Below are 13,511 nucleotides of genomic sequence, written 5' to 3'. Positions count from 1 at the left end.
TTGGCAGGCACCGCCGCAGGCTCTGAAAATGATCAAAACGCCGTATTACCTCATCGATAAACAGAAGCTTCTGGTCAACATGCAGAAGATTGCTTACGTGCGCGAACAGTCCGGCGCCAAGGCTCTGCTGGCACTCAAGTGCTTTGCCACCTGGTCGGTGTTCGACCTGATGCAGCAATACATGGACGGCACCACCTCGTCGTCGCTGTACGAGTTGAAGCTCGGCCGCCAGAAGTTCGAAGGCGAGGCGCACGCCTACAGCGTGGCCTGGGCCGACGATGAAATCGAAGAGATGCTGGAAAACTGCGACAAGATCATCTTCAACTCCATCAGCCAGTTGCAGCGCTTTGCCGCACGCAGCGAAGGCAAGACCCGCGGCCTGCGCGTGAACCCGCAGGTGAGCAGCTCCGACTACCTGCTGGCCGACCCGGCGCGTCCGTTCAGCCGCCTGGGCGAGTGGGACCCGGTGAAGATCGACGGCGTGATCGAGCAGATCTCCGGCTTCATGTTCCACAACAATTGCGAGAACGGCGACTTCAGCCTGTTCGACAAGATGCTCGGTACCATCGAAGAACGCTTCGGCGCGCTGCTGCACAAGGTCAAGTGGGTCAGCCTCGGCGGCGGCATCCACTTCACCGGTGAAGGCTATGCACTCGACGCATTCTGCGCGCGGCTCAAGGCGTTCTCCGAGAAGTACGGCGTGCAGGTCTACCTGGAACCCGGCGAAGCGGCGATCACCAACAGTGCTTCCCTGGAAGTCACCGTGCTCGACACCCTCTACAACGGCAAGCACCTCGCCGTGGTCGACAGCTCCATCGAAGCCCACCTGCTGGACCTGCTGATCTACCGCCTCAACGCCAAGCTGGCGCCGAGCGAGGGTGAACACACCTATATGGTGTGCGGCAAATCCTGCCTGGCCGGGGACATCTTCGGCGAGTATCAATTTGATCGTCCGCTGGCCATCGGCGATCGGCTGTCGTTCATCGACACCGCAGGCTACACCATGGTCAAGAAAAACTGGTTCAACGGCCTGAAAATGCCGTCCATCGTAGTGAAACAACTCGACGGTACAGTCGAAGTGGTTCGTGAATTTGGTTACGACGACTACCTGTCCAGCCTTTCGTAAGCTGGCGGATATAGGAGAAATAAAGCAATTGAAAAAGAACGTTCTTATCATTGGTGCAGGAGGTGTCGCCAAGGTGGTGGCCCACAAGTGCGCGCAGCACAACGACGAACTCGGTCGTATTGCTATCGCGTCGCGCAACATCTCCAAATGCCAGGCCATCATCGACAGCGTCAAGGCCAAGGGTAGCCTCAAGGTTCCCGCCGACATCCAGGCCTTCGCGCTGAACGCTCTGGACGTGGAAGCGACCAAAGCCCTGATCCGCGAGACCGAATCGCAGATCGTCATCAACGTGGGCTCCGCGTTCCTCAACATGTCGGTACTGCGTGCCTGCATCGACACGGGCGTTGCCTACCTCGACACCGCCATTCACGAAGAGCCGGGCAAGGTCTGCGAGACCCCGCCGTGGTACGGCAACTACGAATGGAACCACCTGGAAGAGTGCAAACAGAAGAACATCACCGCCATCCTTGGCGTGGGCTTCGACCCGGGTGTCGTCAACGCGTATGCCGCGCTGGCGCAGCAACAGCATTTCGACCGCATTGATTCGATCGACATTCTCGACGTCAATGCCGGCAGCCATGGCAAATATTTCGCCACCAACTTCGACCCGGAAATCAACTTCCGCGAATTCACCGGGCAGGTGTGGAGCTGGCAGAACAGCCAGTGGACCAGCAACACCATGTTCGAAGTCAAACGCACCGACGACCTGCCGGTGGTCGGTTCGCAGAACCTCTACCTCACCGGCCACGATGAAGTGCACTCACTGTCGAAAAACCTCGACGTGCCCAACGTGCGTTTCTGGATGAGTTTTGGCGAGCACTACATCAACGTGTTCACCGTCCTGAAAAACCTCGGCCTGCTGTCCGAAAAGCCGGTCAAAACCGCCGAAGGCCTGGAAGTGGTGCCGTTGAAAGTGGTCAAGGCCGTGCTGCCCGACCCCTCTTCGCTGGCCCCCGGCTACACCGGCAAAACCTGCATCGGCGACCTGGTCAAAGGCACCAGGAACGGCCAGCCGCGCGAGATGTTCATCTACAACGTGGCGTGCCATGAAGAAGCCTTCGCCGAGACCGACAGCCAGGGCATCTCCTACACCGCCGGCGTACCACCGGTCGCCGCTGCGCTGCTGGTTGCCCGTGGCGAGTGGGACGTGAAGCACATGGCCAACGTCGAGGAACTGCCGGCCGAGCCGTTCCTCAAAGCGCTGGACGTGATGGGCTTGCCGACGCGGATCAAGGACGAGAACGGCGACCGTGCGTGGGATGCGATTGCCTGATCAGGTGATGGTTGACCGAACAAAAAAATGCGCCCCGAGGGGCGCATTTTTTGTTGGGGCGATACACACCTCAAACACAATGAAGATCAAAGGTGGGAGCAGGCTTGCCTGCGATATCTATTCAAGATTGCGCGCCAATGGTCATGTCCCCCAGGAACAGCGCCTGGCCATTCCTGTGGCGAGCAGGCTTGTCCTTGATTGGGGGCGCTACGCCCCCCCAACGCGGGGCAAGCCCTAATGCCGTTCAGTTAAGGAAAATGTGTGGGCTTATTGTGGCGAGCGGGCTTGCCCCGCGTTGGGGTGCGAAGCGCCCCCCATCGAGCAAAACGCGGTGTACCTGATACGGCTCAGCGCCTGGCTTTGGGGCTGCTGCGCAGCCCAACGCAGGACAAGCCTGCTCGCCACAGGGAATCTGCGCTTAACTGAACGGCATTAGGGCAAGCCCGCTCGCCACAGAAACTCCAGTTTGCTGCGCGACAGCGCTAGGTCGAAGACTTGGCCGAGCCTCACACACTAATCAAAACACTGACCAGCCAATCCGCTCACTCAGCAACTCCAGCGCCTTCATCCCCGCCAGCGAGTTCCCGGCGGCGTTCAACTCCGGCGACCACACGCACACCGTGAATTGCCCCGGCACCACCGCGACGATCCCGCCGCCGACCCCGCTCTTGCCCGGCAACCCGACGCGATAGGCAAAATTGCCCGCCTCGTCGTACAGGCCGCTGGTGGCCATGATCGAGTTGACCTGTTTGGTCTGGCGCGCGGTGAGGATCTGTTCGCCGCTATGGGCACTCACGCCTTCGTTGGCCAGGAAGCTGAAGGCCTTGGCCAGGTCCAGGCAGCTCATCTGCAAGGCGCAATAGTTGAAGTAGCTGTGCAACACCGCGTCGACGTCGTTGTGGAAGTTGCCGAAGGATTTCATCAGATAGGCCATGGCCGCGTTGCGTGCACCATGCTGCGCTTCGGAGTCGGCGACGATGCTGTTGACCAGGATCTGTGGGTTGCCTGACAGGCGCCGGACGAAGTCGCGCATCGACAGGATCGGCACGGCGAAGCGTGACTGGTTGATGTCGCAGATCACCAGGGCGCCGGCGTTGATAAATGGGTTGCGCGGGCGACCGCGCTCGAACTCCAGCTGCACCATGGAGTTGAACGGTTGCCCCGAAGGCTCGTGGCCCAGGCGCTCCCAAATGGTTTCGCCGCCGTGGTCGATGGCCTGCACCAGGCTGAAGACCTTGGAAATGCTTTGCACCGAGAACAACGTGTCGGCGTCCCCCGCGCAGTAGGCCGCGCCGTCGTTGCCGTACACGGCGATGCCTAGCTGGTTGGCGGGCACATCGGCCAGCGCGGGGATGTAGTCGGCGACTTTGCCCTGGCCGATCAGTGGACGAACTTCGTCGAGAATCGCGTCCAGCAGCGCCTGCATGTCTTGTCCTGTCATCGTGCCTTGCATCGTGGATAAGCGGGGCGCGGAGGATACCGCAAAGCTGCGGATCAGGCAGGTGCCGCGCTCAGATTAACGCTGCACCGGAATGCGGATATCGCCGCTGCGGCACTGCGTCTTCACGCTTGTGGGGCAACCGGCAAAGCGCAGTTCCTTGCTCAGGCACACGCGCACTTCGGACAACACCTTGCCCTTGCAGATCACCGCCACGCTGTGATTGCCCATGGACGGGTTGCTCTGGCGAAACAGCGCTTCGATTTCAGCGGCCTGCAGATAATTGGGCACGTCGAACGGTTGCAGTTGTTGCGGAATCTGCACGGAGGCCAGCGCAGCATCCGTCGCATTGAGGTAACGCGTGGCGTCCAGGCCGCTGCAGGTGCCGTGTTTGCTCCACTCATGCTTGAGCAATGCCTGCGTGGGGAATATCAACGCGCCCTTGGCCAGCTCGGCGTTCGACAGCCGCGACCGTGGATCACACGCCGACGGCCAGCCACCCTTCGCGTATTGCGGCCAAAGCCCGTGCAGCACGAAGCCATATCCCTTGCCCGAGCACTGTTCGTTACCCGGGTGCGTGAGGCAGAACGTCGGCGACCACGACAACGACAACACATAAAAATCAAAATCCCCGGCCGGCCTCTGCTCGCGTGGCGCTGCGGTCACACTTGCGGCCAGGACCAGCCATACGGCCACCCAGTATTTCATTTTTTGCTCCTTGAAAAGACTGATCCTGGCACGGCTATCCGGGATGATTGGGGTTACGTTGTAGCACCTTGTCGAGGATGCGATCGGTTTTCAGCGCTTCGATGGCCTGGGACGGATGCTCGGCCTCGCCACGGATGTGCGCGTTCATCGCCAGCACGTGATGCCACTGGATGTGTGCATGGCACGGCACTTCCAGCACCTCGTGGGTCTGCCCTTCAAGGCGCAGGGGCTGGTCTTCGAACACGGAAAATGTAATGCGACCCAGGCTGCCGATCAACTCGACCTTGTCTTCACGGCGGTCTGCGACGAAATTCCAGCAGCCCATGCCCAGGGCACCGTTGGCGAAGGTCCAGCACGCCGTCACCGCGTCTTCAGCGGCATAGTGCCCGGCTTGCCGTGCGGTAAAGCCGGACACCTCGACAATGTCCCCGGCCAGGTACTGGAACAGATCGAAACCATGGCTGGCCAGGTCGGCGAAATAGCCGCCGCCGGCAATGGCCGGGTCGGTGCGCCAGTTGGCGGCGCTGGCGTCATTGGCGGCCGGCGGTTTGCACAGGGTCCAGGTCAGGTGGCGCAGTTCGCCAATGCGGCCCTGTTGCAGCCAGTCGCGTACCTGCTGAAAGCGTGGCAGCGAGCGCCGGTAATAGGACACGAACAGGTGCAGCCCGGCGCGCTCGAAAGTGCGCTGCATCAAGGCGCTTTGTTCGGCATTCAGCGACATGGGTTTCTCGACGCAGCAATGCTTGCCGGACGCCGCCACCATCAGGCTGTAGTCGAGGTGGCTGTCGGGGGGCGTGGCGATGTAGACCGCGTCCACTTCGGGGTCGTCGATCAGCGCCTGGGCGTCAGTGTAATAGCGTGCAATGCCATGGCGCGTCGCATAATCGCGCACGGCCTCCGCGCGACGCCCCATCACGGCCACCAGGGCAGAACCTGGCGCTTTATAGAAAGCGGGTCCACTCTTCAACTCAGTGACACTGCCACAGCCGATCATGCCCCAACGTACGGTGTTCATCGGTTTTCCTCGTCCTTTTCGTTCAAGCGGGCAGTATCCACATACATATCCCGGCACGCCATAACCACTTAGCATGACAATTGCATTACACTTTTATGACATTCATTTGCTGCGGGGGGCACAGACGATGAAAATCAGAGCCACGGTCATTTGCGAACACGAGGGACATATCCTTTTCGTGCGCAAGGCCAGATCCAAATGGGCGTTGCCGGGTGGCAAGGTCGAACGCGACGAGCGCCCGGTGGGTGCGGCAGAGCGCGAGCTGGAAGAAGAAACCGGGTTGAGCGTGGACGGGCTGCTGTACCTGCAGGAGCTCAAGGCACGCGATACGCTGCACCATGTGTTCGAGGCCTCGGTGGTCAATATCGACGAGGCGCGCCCGCGCAACGAGATTGTCGACTGTCGCTGGCATGCCTATGGGGAAGTCGATCAGCTCGATACCACCGATGCCACTCGGCATATCGTTAAATCGTTTGTACGGCGTTTGTAACCTGCAGTTTGCGTTATCTGTGACCCTGCTCGCTCAGTGTGCGGCAGTTTGTACTCAGTCTCACGCCCCGGACAGAGGCCACACTGGCAACCCTTTCCATCTGTGAACACAGCAACCAACGCTCGACGGCCGCCTGTCGCTGCCGATCCACCTTGGCGTTGTACTGCACGAAGCAAACACCCAGCAGCACCGCGACACCCAGCACTGCGGCGGCAAAATAGCCAAAGCTATCGGACGATGATGGTTGCGGCGCAGTCAGGAGTGACGGGCGCCCTGCTCTTTCCGGCGTTCGCATACAGGCCTCCAGGGTGAAGTGCGCGATTGTATGCAAATGCAGACAGAGCATCTGTCGTGGATTTGTAAGCGCTGCGGCGGATAACCCCGGGTGCCCTCAGCGCCTCAGCCCCTCACTTGCGCGCGACCCGGTAGCGCAGGCATTCCTGATAGAAGCTTTGGCGAATCGCCTCGGGCTTGAGCCGTGATCGACTGTCGTAGGTTTGCTCGGTGATACCCATGGCCATCATGTGCATCCACGGCTTGTTGAACTTGATGGTCTGGATCTTCTGCCGAGCGGCATACAGCGACACGCCCGACAGCTTGAGCTCCTGGGCCCTGGCCGCCGTGCCGGCGCCCCAACTGCACATGTATTTGTCACCTTCGCGCAGCTCCCGTGCCTGCACGGCAGCCGCGCCGCCGGCCAGAGAGCAGGCGAACAGCATGATTCCAACAGTGCGCATGTGCTTCCTCACCTAACCACCTGAAAATAAAAGCGATTCTGGCGAGGATTTTGTTACATGGGGGCCATCAGATTGCCTTATTTACCACTGATAAGTGGCGCTTGCCTGCACGGTGCGCTGTGAGCCGTACCAGCACCACGAATACGACAGGCACGACGCGACGTATTCCTTGTTCGCAAGGTTGGAGGCGTTCACGGCCAGGCGCAGGTTGTCCCTGGGGTTGGCGATGTTAGGAATATCGTAGTGCGCCGCCGCATCGAACAAGGTGTAACCCGGCACCTTCAGGGTGTTGGCGGTATCACCCCATGAGGAGCCGACATAGCGCGCACCGGCTCCCACGCCAAAGCCTTTCAACTGGCCGTCGTGAAAGGTGTAGTCCGCCCACGCCGATGCCGTGTGACGTGGCAGACCGTAAGTCGTGGTGCCTTTGACCGGAACCGCCGGGCCGATGCCGATATCGGTGATCGGCGCGTACTGCGCGGTGCTGTTGGACTGGCTGGCGCGGTTGTCCAGATAGGCATAGGCGGCGGTTATATCCAGGTTGTCGTTGAGGCTGGCTTTGCCTTCCAGTTCAAAGCCACGGGATTGCTGTTCGCCATCCTGGATCGAACAGCGGCCGTTACCGCACATATGGGACGGGTCCGGATCAAGGGTCGGAACGTTACGCTGGCGCAGGTCGAAAATGGCTGCGGTGATAAAGCTGTTGCTGCCCGGCGGCTGGTACTTGATGCCGATTTCATACTGCGTGCCTTCGGTCGGCTTGAACACCGAACCGCCGTAGCCGGTGCCCGACTGCAGATTGAACGACTCCGCGTAACTGGCATACGGCGCCAGGCCGTTATCGAACAGATACACCAGACCGACTCGACCAGTGAACGCATGGCTGTCCAGTGAGGACTTGCTCTTGGCGCCGTTGCTCAGCGCCTTGGTGGTGCTGTCGGTGCTGGCCCAGTCATAGCGACCGCCGAGCAGCAGCACCCATTTGTCCCACTTCATTTGCTCTTGCAGGTACACCCCGGTCTGTTCACTGCGCGACGTGGCGTCGGTGCCGAAGGCAGGTGTGGCCACGGGCGCGCCGTAGACCGGATCGAAGATATCCAGGTTCGGTCCCTTGCCGTAGCCCGCCTTGGTGTCGGTGCTGGTGTTCTGGTAATCCAGGCCCGTGAGGAAGGTGTGCTGCAACGGCCCGGTATCGAATTTGGCCTGCAACTGGTTATCGACGGTGTAGGCGTCCATGTCCACATCCGTGGCGATGGTCGAGCGCGTGGCCGTGCGGTAATCAGCCTGCAAGTTGCTGTTATAGATGCTGCGGTAGACGCCTTCGGCACGCAGGTAACGGGCGTTTTGGCGCACGGTCCAGACATCGTTGAAATGATGCTCGAACGCATAACCGAGGGAGTAGTACGCGCGGTCACTCTTCTCGAAATTCTTCTCGCCATCATAGAAGTCCACATCAATCCTGCGCCCGGTCGGGCTGTGCAGCACCGAGCCCCAGGCCGGCACCGACCCGTAGGACGCGCCCTTCGGGTCCTTCTGAAAATGCCCCAGCAAAGTGAGCGAAGTGGCGTCATCCGGGCGCCAGGTGAAGGCGCCGGACAGCGATTGGCGACGGGTTTCGGTGTGTTCCACCTGGCCGTCGGCGTCATCGAAAAGTCCGGCAACGCGGTAGGCATATACCCCCTGATCGTCAATCGGCCCGCTCAGGTCGAAGGTGGTGCGTTTTTTGTTGAAGGTGCCGTACTCCACGCCCACTTCATGGAACGGCGTATCCAGCGGGCGTTTGGTGACCATGTTGATCACCCCGCTCGGCGTGCCCTGGCCGTACAGCACCGACGCCGGGCCGCGCAGCACTTCGACGCGCTCCAGGTCGAACGCGTCCTTTTGCGGCAAGGCGTCGCGGCTTGACGGCACGCGCAAGCCGTCCAGGTAGGTGGCCGGGGCGAAGCCACGGATGGTGAGCTGGTCGAGACGCGAAGCGGTGGCGCCGCGGGTTTCCGGAACCACGGCGGCGCTGTAGCGCAGGATCTGATTGAGGCTTTCGGCGTTCTGCGCGCGCATCTGGTCCTTGGTGACCACGGAGATCGACTGCGGGGTTTCGATCAGCGCCGTGTCAGTCTTGGTGCCTGACAGGCTGCGGCTGGCCACATAGCCGGCCACCGGCCCGGTGGGGCTTTCGGTCTGGTAGGCCGCGCTGATAGTAGTGGCCTGCAACTCCGTGGCGCCGCCGCTATCCGGGACGGCTTCGAGCCGGTAACGGTCGGCGCCCATCTTCAGCGCCTGCAAACCGCTGCCGGCGAGCAACCGGGCCAGCGCCGCATCCGTCTCGTACTGCCCGCCGAGGCCACTGCTGCGCTTGCCTCGGGTCAGGCTCGCATCAAAGGCCAGCACCAGCCCTGCCTGCTCGGCCAGGCTATTGAGCGCCTGACTCAAATCACCGGCCGGAACCTGGAAGCGGCGCAAGGCGCTGCTGCTGTCTTCGGCAAAGACGGGCTGGACCGCCAGCAACGGCGCGGCGGCAAAGGCGATCGCCACTGACAGGGCCAGTGGATGCAAGGGACGGGCAAGGCGCGACATGGAAAATCCTGCGTAATGAAGGTTCTATTAACCATGACGGCCAGGTCGCAACATCGGGCAAGGATGAGAGCGGTTTTTATTTGGGCGGGTGCTTTGCAAGCAGACGGGTTGGTGATTCTATAATCCTAATTGAACTCGAGGGACCTATGCCTAAAGAACACGAATTCGTTGATCTAAAAGCTGCAAAGATCCATCTCTATCCAACAAATAACTGAGCAGGCTTGAATTCTAAACCGCTAACAAACGTCTATCTCCAAACACTACGGCGAATTAAAATACACATTCAACTTGGCAAACCTCGCCCACCCACCCTATTGAAAACCCATCAACTCCAAGACTCAAATCGTCCTCGCAATATCACCATGACTATCGCGCCAAACCTATTGCAAATCGCAACAGTGGTCCGGAAAGAAATACAACACAACCCGCAGATACACCAGCCAAGGCAATGTCAATAAACTCTATAGCAACCAGAAAGATCTCCAGCGCCGAAAGTTTGAACGCTGCCGTGGTCTGGTGGCGAATTCGCGGCTGAGCTGTGCGATGCACCGGTATTGCACCAGGGCTGCTTCGCAGCCCAACGCGGGGCAAGCCATAATGCCAGTCAGTTAAGCGAAGCGCCCCTGTGGGAGCGGCGGTGCTACGATTCGACTTGCCCGCGAAAGCGGTGGGTCTTCAACATCAATGTTTGCTGGGCCGACGCCATCGGGAGCAAGCCCCCTCCCACATTTTGTACAGCGTTCGCAAACCATTCCGGTCGGCTCTCAGGCCGCCGCGCTTTTGCTTTTGATCTGGAAGCGCCCCGTCAAACACGCTGGCCGAACGCAGGTTTTGGAGCGTGGGTAACCCGGCAGGACGCCGGGTTAGCCGCGCTGGGCCAGGGATGGCCCATCGCGGCGGCCCACGCTCCAAAGCCTGCGTTCGGGCACACCGAGCCTGGGCGAGGTGCCGAGTGTTGGGGCAAGAGCGTTTTGCTTACTTTTGCGCTTTTCAAAAGTGAGCCGCCGTAAGGGCGGAACCCTAAGCCGCCGTTACCGAAAAAACCGATAGGTACACCGAAAAGTCGCACCGCTCGTTGCTTCGAGCATCACGCTGGCTTAACTGAACGGCATTAGGGCAAGCCCGCTCACCACACAAGCTCGACCTCCATGGTTGTGCAGTTGCCTGGCAAGGCCCATGCACCGTGAACAGCAAAACAGCTACTCCTTCAAACCAGCCTCAACCTTCTGCGCGACCTCCGCCGTCAACCAGGCTTTCCACACCTCAGGATGTTCCTTGAGAAACGCCTGGGCCACTTGCCTTGGTGCTGTGTGATTTTCGCTCATGGTTGCCAGGGCCTTGTTCAGTGGATCGATGGGGAACTGGACCTTGGTGAAGAACTCGGCGATCTGCGGATGTTGCTGCTGGAATGGCGTGGATACGCCGATGCTCAGCTTGGACGCCAGCGACCGAGTGGGACGAGGGTTGGGATTGTCAGCGTCGGTGAGGGTCTTCCAGGCGTCAGCGTCAAACGGTGGTTCTTCCAGCTGAATCAGTTTGTAGCGACCCATTAATGGAGTCGGCGACCAGTAGTAGAACAGTACCGGCTTGCCTCGGCGGATCGATGAGGCTATCTCGGCGTCCAGTGCTGCACCCGAGCCGCTGCGGAAGTTCACGTAGCTGTCGTTCAGGCCATAGGCCTTGAGCTTCTGCTTGTTGACCACTTCGGACGTCCAGCCAATGGGGCTGTTGAGAAAGCGGCCCTTGCCGGGCGATTCCGGGTCCTTGAATACGTCCTTGTAGCGCGCCAGGTCCTGCACGGTCTTCAGGTCCGGCGCCAGCGGCTTGAGGCCTTTGGACGGGTCACCCTTGACCACGTATTCCGGCACCCACCAGCCTTCGGTAGCGCCCTTGACCGTATCGCCCAGGCCCACCACTTTGCCTTCGGCTTCAGCCTTGATCCACACCGGGCTGCGGCCGGCCCATTCTTCGCCGATCACCTGGATATCGTTTTTCGCCAGGGCGGTTTCCAGGGTGATGGTGGTGCCGGGCAAGGTGTCGGTGGGCAGGTCATAGCCCTTTTCGACGATAAAACGCAGCACTTCGGTGATCAGGCTGCCGCTTTCCCAATTCAGGTCGGCAAAATGCACAGGGGCCTGCGCCGCCGACACCGGCAACGACAGACTCAATGTCGTCACAGCCGCAGCCAACAGGGTTCTCAATCCTTTCATGCCTTCCCACCTCGCCTCTGTGCAGCCACTGACGGACGGCTTGCTGCCTATGCGCGAAGCCTCTGAATAGTTAAGTCAGCTCAACTGTAGTAGAGGTTCCGCAAAGAGAAAGGAATCAAAGAGCCCGCTGTGTTTACTCGCTGGCCTTGAAGGTCACCAGCTCACCCTTGCGCCACTTGGCGGCTTTGCCGGTGACGGCCTTGAGGGTCTTGGTCAAGCCTTCCTGCAACTGTTCATGGGCGGCGAATACCAGCATCACGCTGTGGCCTTCCTTGAACACGATGCCTTGGCCTTCGGCTGACGAAACAAAGGCGTAATCGCCCAGGCCGTACACCGTCAACTTGATATCGCGAAACTTCAATTCGAACTTGCCGCCTTCACGACTGGGCAACACGGCAGCGCGAAAATGGTCGCCCACCTTCAGTTCCAGACGCGGCTTGTCGTCGACGACCAGGGCCGCCTCGGTGTCGATTTCGGCAATGTAGATGCCTTCCGGCGTCTGTTCAGTGATGTAAACAAACCGCGATTGAAACTGCTTGACCAACTTTGCGCGCAAATCACCCAGCACGAACAACGCGTGCATATCCAGATTACTGACTGCCAAGGAAACGCCCCCACATTGAAATAGTGCCGCCCGCCGGAGCAGGCAGCACAAAAAACGGCCCTAAGGCACGATCACATAGTCGTTAAAAAACTGAAGAAGACCCTGCTGCGCCTTAAGACTAGTACAGGCGCGCACGATGGACCTTGTGCAAGGTCATCCGGCGTCACAGCAAATCACAGGTTCAACGGCCAGAGAATACGGGCCGCGCTACTTCAGAGAATAACCCGGTCCAGTGCGCACAATTCCCACGCACCCTACAAAACAAAACATTTGAGCATGGAACCAGACGGGTTGCCGGCGACAATACTAAAACAGCACCGCCGTTCAAAACCACTCGAAACGCTGCCGATGAGTGCACAGGATCAATCAAAAGGAGCTGACCATGCAACCACGCCTACACGATGCTACGTCTTCCCGTACCTGTTCATCTGCGCAGGACGGGCGCCAATACTACTGCCTGCCTGACCCCGAGGGGTACTCCAATTCCGTTCTTTACCAAGTTCTACCGGCCGGACGTAACTTCTTCCATATTCTGGAAGTGACCAGCGGCAGAATTCGCGGCTTTCGCAGTCACCACGGCAAGGCCTGCGAACTGGCCCGGCAACTGGAAGCCAGCCTGTACGCCCTTCACGGGACGAGCGGTTCGTCACACCGATGACTTTACTGCGCCACCACCCTTCAACAACTGCCATACTGCCGCGTCCATTGAAGTTTGCCCATGTGGGTGCGGTTTCAGCAGTGCAGTTACCTTGAAGGGAAGGCAATACGTGACGGAATTTGATATTGGCGAGTTTTTCATCCACGGCGATGCACGGGAAATAGAGGGTGAGTTTCAGGCGGTGATCGTGATGCGCGCCAAACCACCGCTGACCACCGTCACCACACATCAGGTGGAAAAAGACCGTTGGTTCAAGACATTCGAGACAGCTGCGGTTGCTGGCCGCGAGTCAGCCCAGGCGCTCAAGGCCGCTGTGGATTCAGGCGCCCTGACCTCCTGAGAATCGGATCGAACTCTGGCGCGCCACAGGTCTCCCATGCATACGATGGTCAGCCCGCATGGAGAAACCGATGGACACTACTACCCCGACGCTGGAAACCCTGTTCGATCAACTGGGCCTGGATTCGAGCCAGGCAGGGATCGAGCGCTTCACCGCAGAACACCGCCTGCCCAATGACGTAAAGCTGATCGATGCGCCGTTCTGGAGTGAGCAGCAGGCGAGCTTCCTCAAGGAACAATTGCATGTTGACGCCGAATGGGCGCCGGCCGTGGATGATCTGAATGCGTTGCTGCATGAATCCCCGGAAGCTTGACTCATCCCATAGCCAGATGACCGTG

At 59.8% G+C, this 13,511-nt stretch carries 13 protein-coding genes; 6 read left to right on the top strand and 7 right to left on the bottom strand.

What is annotated here, in order from left to right:
• Positions 1–28 precede the first annotated feature (28 nt).
• The gene (locus ACXX81_RS08240) at positions 29–1,126 is read left to right on the top strand and encodes a carboxynorspermidine decarboxylase (RefSeq protein WP_057007415.1); all 1,098 of its coding nucleotides are present in this window, start codon (positions 29–31) and stop codon (positions 1,124–1,126) included.
• Between the two features lie 28 nt (positions 1,127–1,154).
• Positions 1,155–2,399: a saccharopine dehydrogenase family protein gene (locus ACXX81_RS08235; protein WP_209982662.1), complete on the top strand. Its 1,245-nt coding sequence runs from the start codon at positions 1,155–1,157 to the stop codon at positions 2,397–2,399.
• A 517-nt stretch (positions 2,400–2,916) separates the two neighbouring features.
• Here the strand turns inward: ACXX81_RS08235 and glsB are convergent.
• From glsB to ACXX81_RS08220, 3 genes are all read right to left on the bottom strand, one after another.
• Positions 2,917–3,825: a glutaminase B gene (glsB, locus tag ACXX81_RS08230; RefSeq protein WP_209990390.1), complete on the bottom strand. Its 909-nt coding sequence runs from the start codon at positions 3,823–3,825 to the stop codon at positions 2,917–2,919.
• 90 nt (positions 3,826–3,915) lie between these two features.
• On the bottom strand, positions 3,916–4,545 hold the full coding sequence (locus ACXX81_RS08225; RefSeq protein WP_458571480.1) for a ribonuclease T2 family protein: 630 nt from the start codon (positions 4,543–4,545) through the stop codon (positions 3,916–3,918).
• Between the two features lie 34 nt (positions 4,546–4,579).
• Entirely contained in the window at positions 4,580–5,560 is a 981-nt protein-coding gene (locus tag ACXX81_RS08220) for a Gfo/Idh/MocA family protein (protein ID WP_209982666.1), read from the bottom strand.
• Between the two features lie 127 nt (positions 5,561–5,687).
• Between ACXX81_RS08220 and ACXX81_RS08215 the strand changes: the two genes are divergently transcribed.
• Positions 5,688–6,050: an NUDIX hydrolase gene (locus tag ACXX81_RS08215; protein WP_209982668.1), complete on the top strand. Its 363-nt coding sequence runs from the start codon at positions 5,688–5,690 to the stop codon at positions 6,048–6,050.
• A 407-nt stretch (positions 6,051–6,457) separates the two neighbouring features.
• Here the strand turns inward: ACXX81_RS08215 and ACXX81_RS08210 are convergent, their stop codons facing one another.
• The 4 genes from ACXX81_RS08210 to ACXX81_RS08195 all read right to left on the bottom strand — a co-directional run bounded on the left by ACXX81_RS08210 (position 6,458) and on the right by ACXX81_RS08195 (position 12,154).
• On the bottom strand, positions 6,458–6,787 hold the full coding sequence (locus ACXX81_RS08210) for a hypothetical protein (RefSeq protein ID WP_057007420.1): 330 nt from the start codon (positions 6,785–6,787) through the stop codon (positions 6,458–6,460).
• A gap of 81 nt (positions 6,788–6,868) precedes the next feature.
• A complete protein-coding gene (locus tag ACXX81_RS08205; protein WP_458571479.1) occupies positions 6,869–9,361 on the bottom strand; it encodes a TonB-dependent siderophore receptor in 2,493 nt (830 codons plus the stop codon).
• A gap of 1,199 nt (positions 9,362–10,560) precedes the next feature.
• Positions 10,561–11,571, bottom strand: coding sequence for an ABC transporter substrate-binding protein (locus ACXX81_RS08200; protein WP_458571478.1), 1,011 nt, complete (start codon positions 11,569–11,571; stop codon positions 10,561–10,563).
• Positions 11,572–11,704: 133 nt separating this feature from the next.
• Complete coding sequence (locus ACXX81_RS08195; RefSeq protein WP_209990392.1) at positions 11,705–12,154, bottom strand: hypothetical protein; 450 nt, start codon at positions 12,152–12,154, stop codon at positions 11,705–11,707.
• Positions 12,155–12,557: 403 nt separating this feature from the next.
• On the opposite strand from ACXX81_RS08195, the gene ACXX81_RS08190 reads away from it, so the two are divergent.
• From ACXX81_RS08190 to ACXX81_RS08180, 3 genes are all read left to right on the top strand, one after another.
• Positions 12,558–12,833, top strand: coding sequence for a hypothetical protein (locus ACXX81_RS08190; protein ID WP_209982673.1), 276 nt, complete (start codon positions 12,558–12,560; stop codon positions 12,831–12,833).
• A 109-nt stretch (positions 12,834–12,942) separates the two neighbouring features.
• A complete protein-coding gene (locus tag ACXX81_RS08185) occupies positions 12,943–13,173 on the top strand; it encodes a hypothetical protein (protein WP_209982675.1) in 231 nt (76 codons plus the stop codon).
• A 70-nt stretch (positions 13,174–13,243) separates the two neighbouring features.
• Positions 13,244–13,486, top strand: coding sequence for a DUF2789 domain-containing protein (locus tag ACXX81_RS08180; RefSeq protein ID WP_209982677.1), 243 nt, complete (start codon positions 13,244–13,246; stop codon positions 13,484–13,486).
• The last annotated feature ends 25 nt before the right edge of the window (positions 13,487–13,511 follow it).

The organism is Pseudomonas sp. GNP013 (genome assembly GCF_054343995.1).
This window is presented reverse-complemented; position numbering and strand designations above follow the sequence as displayed.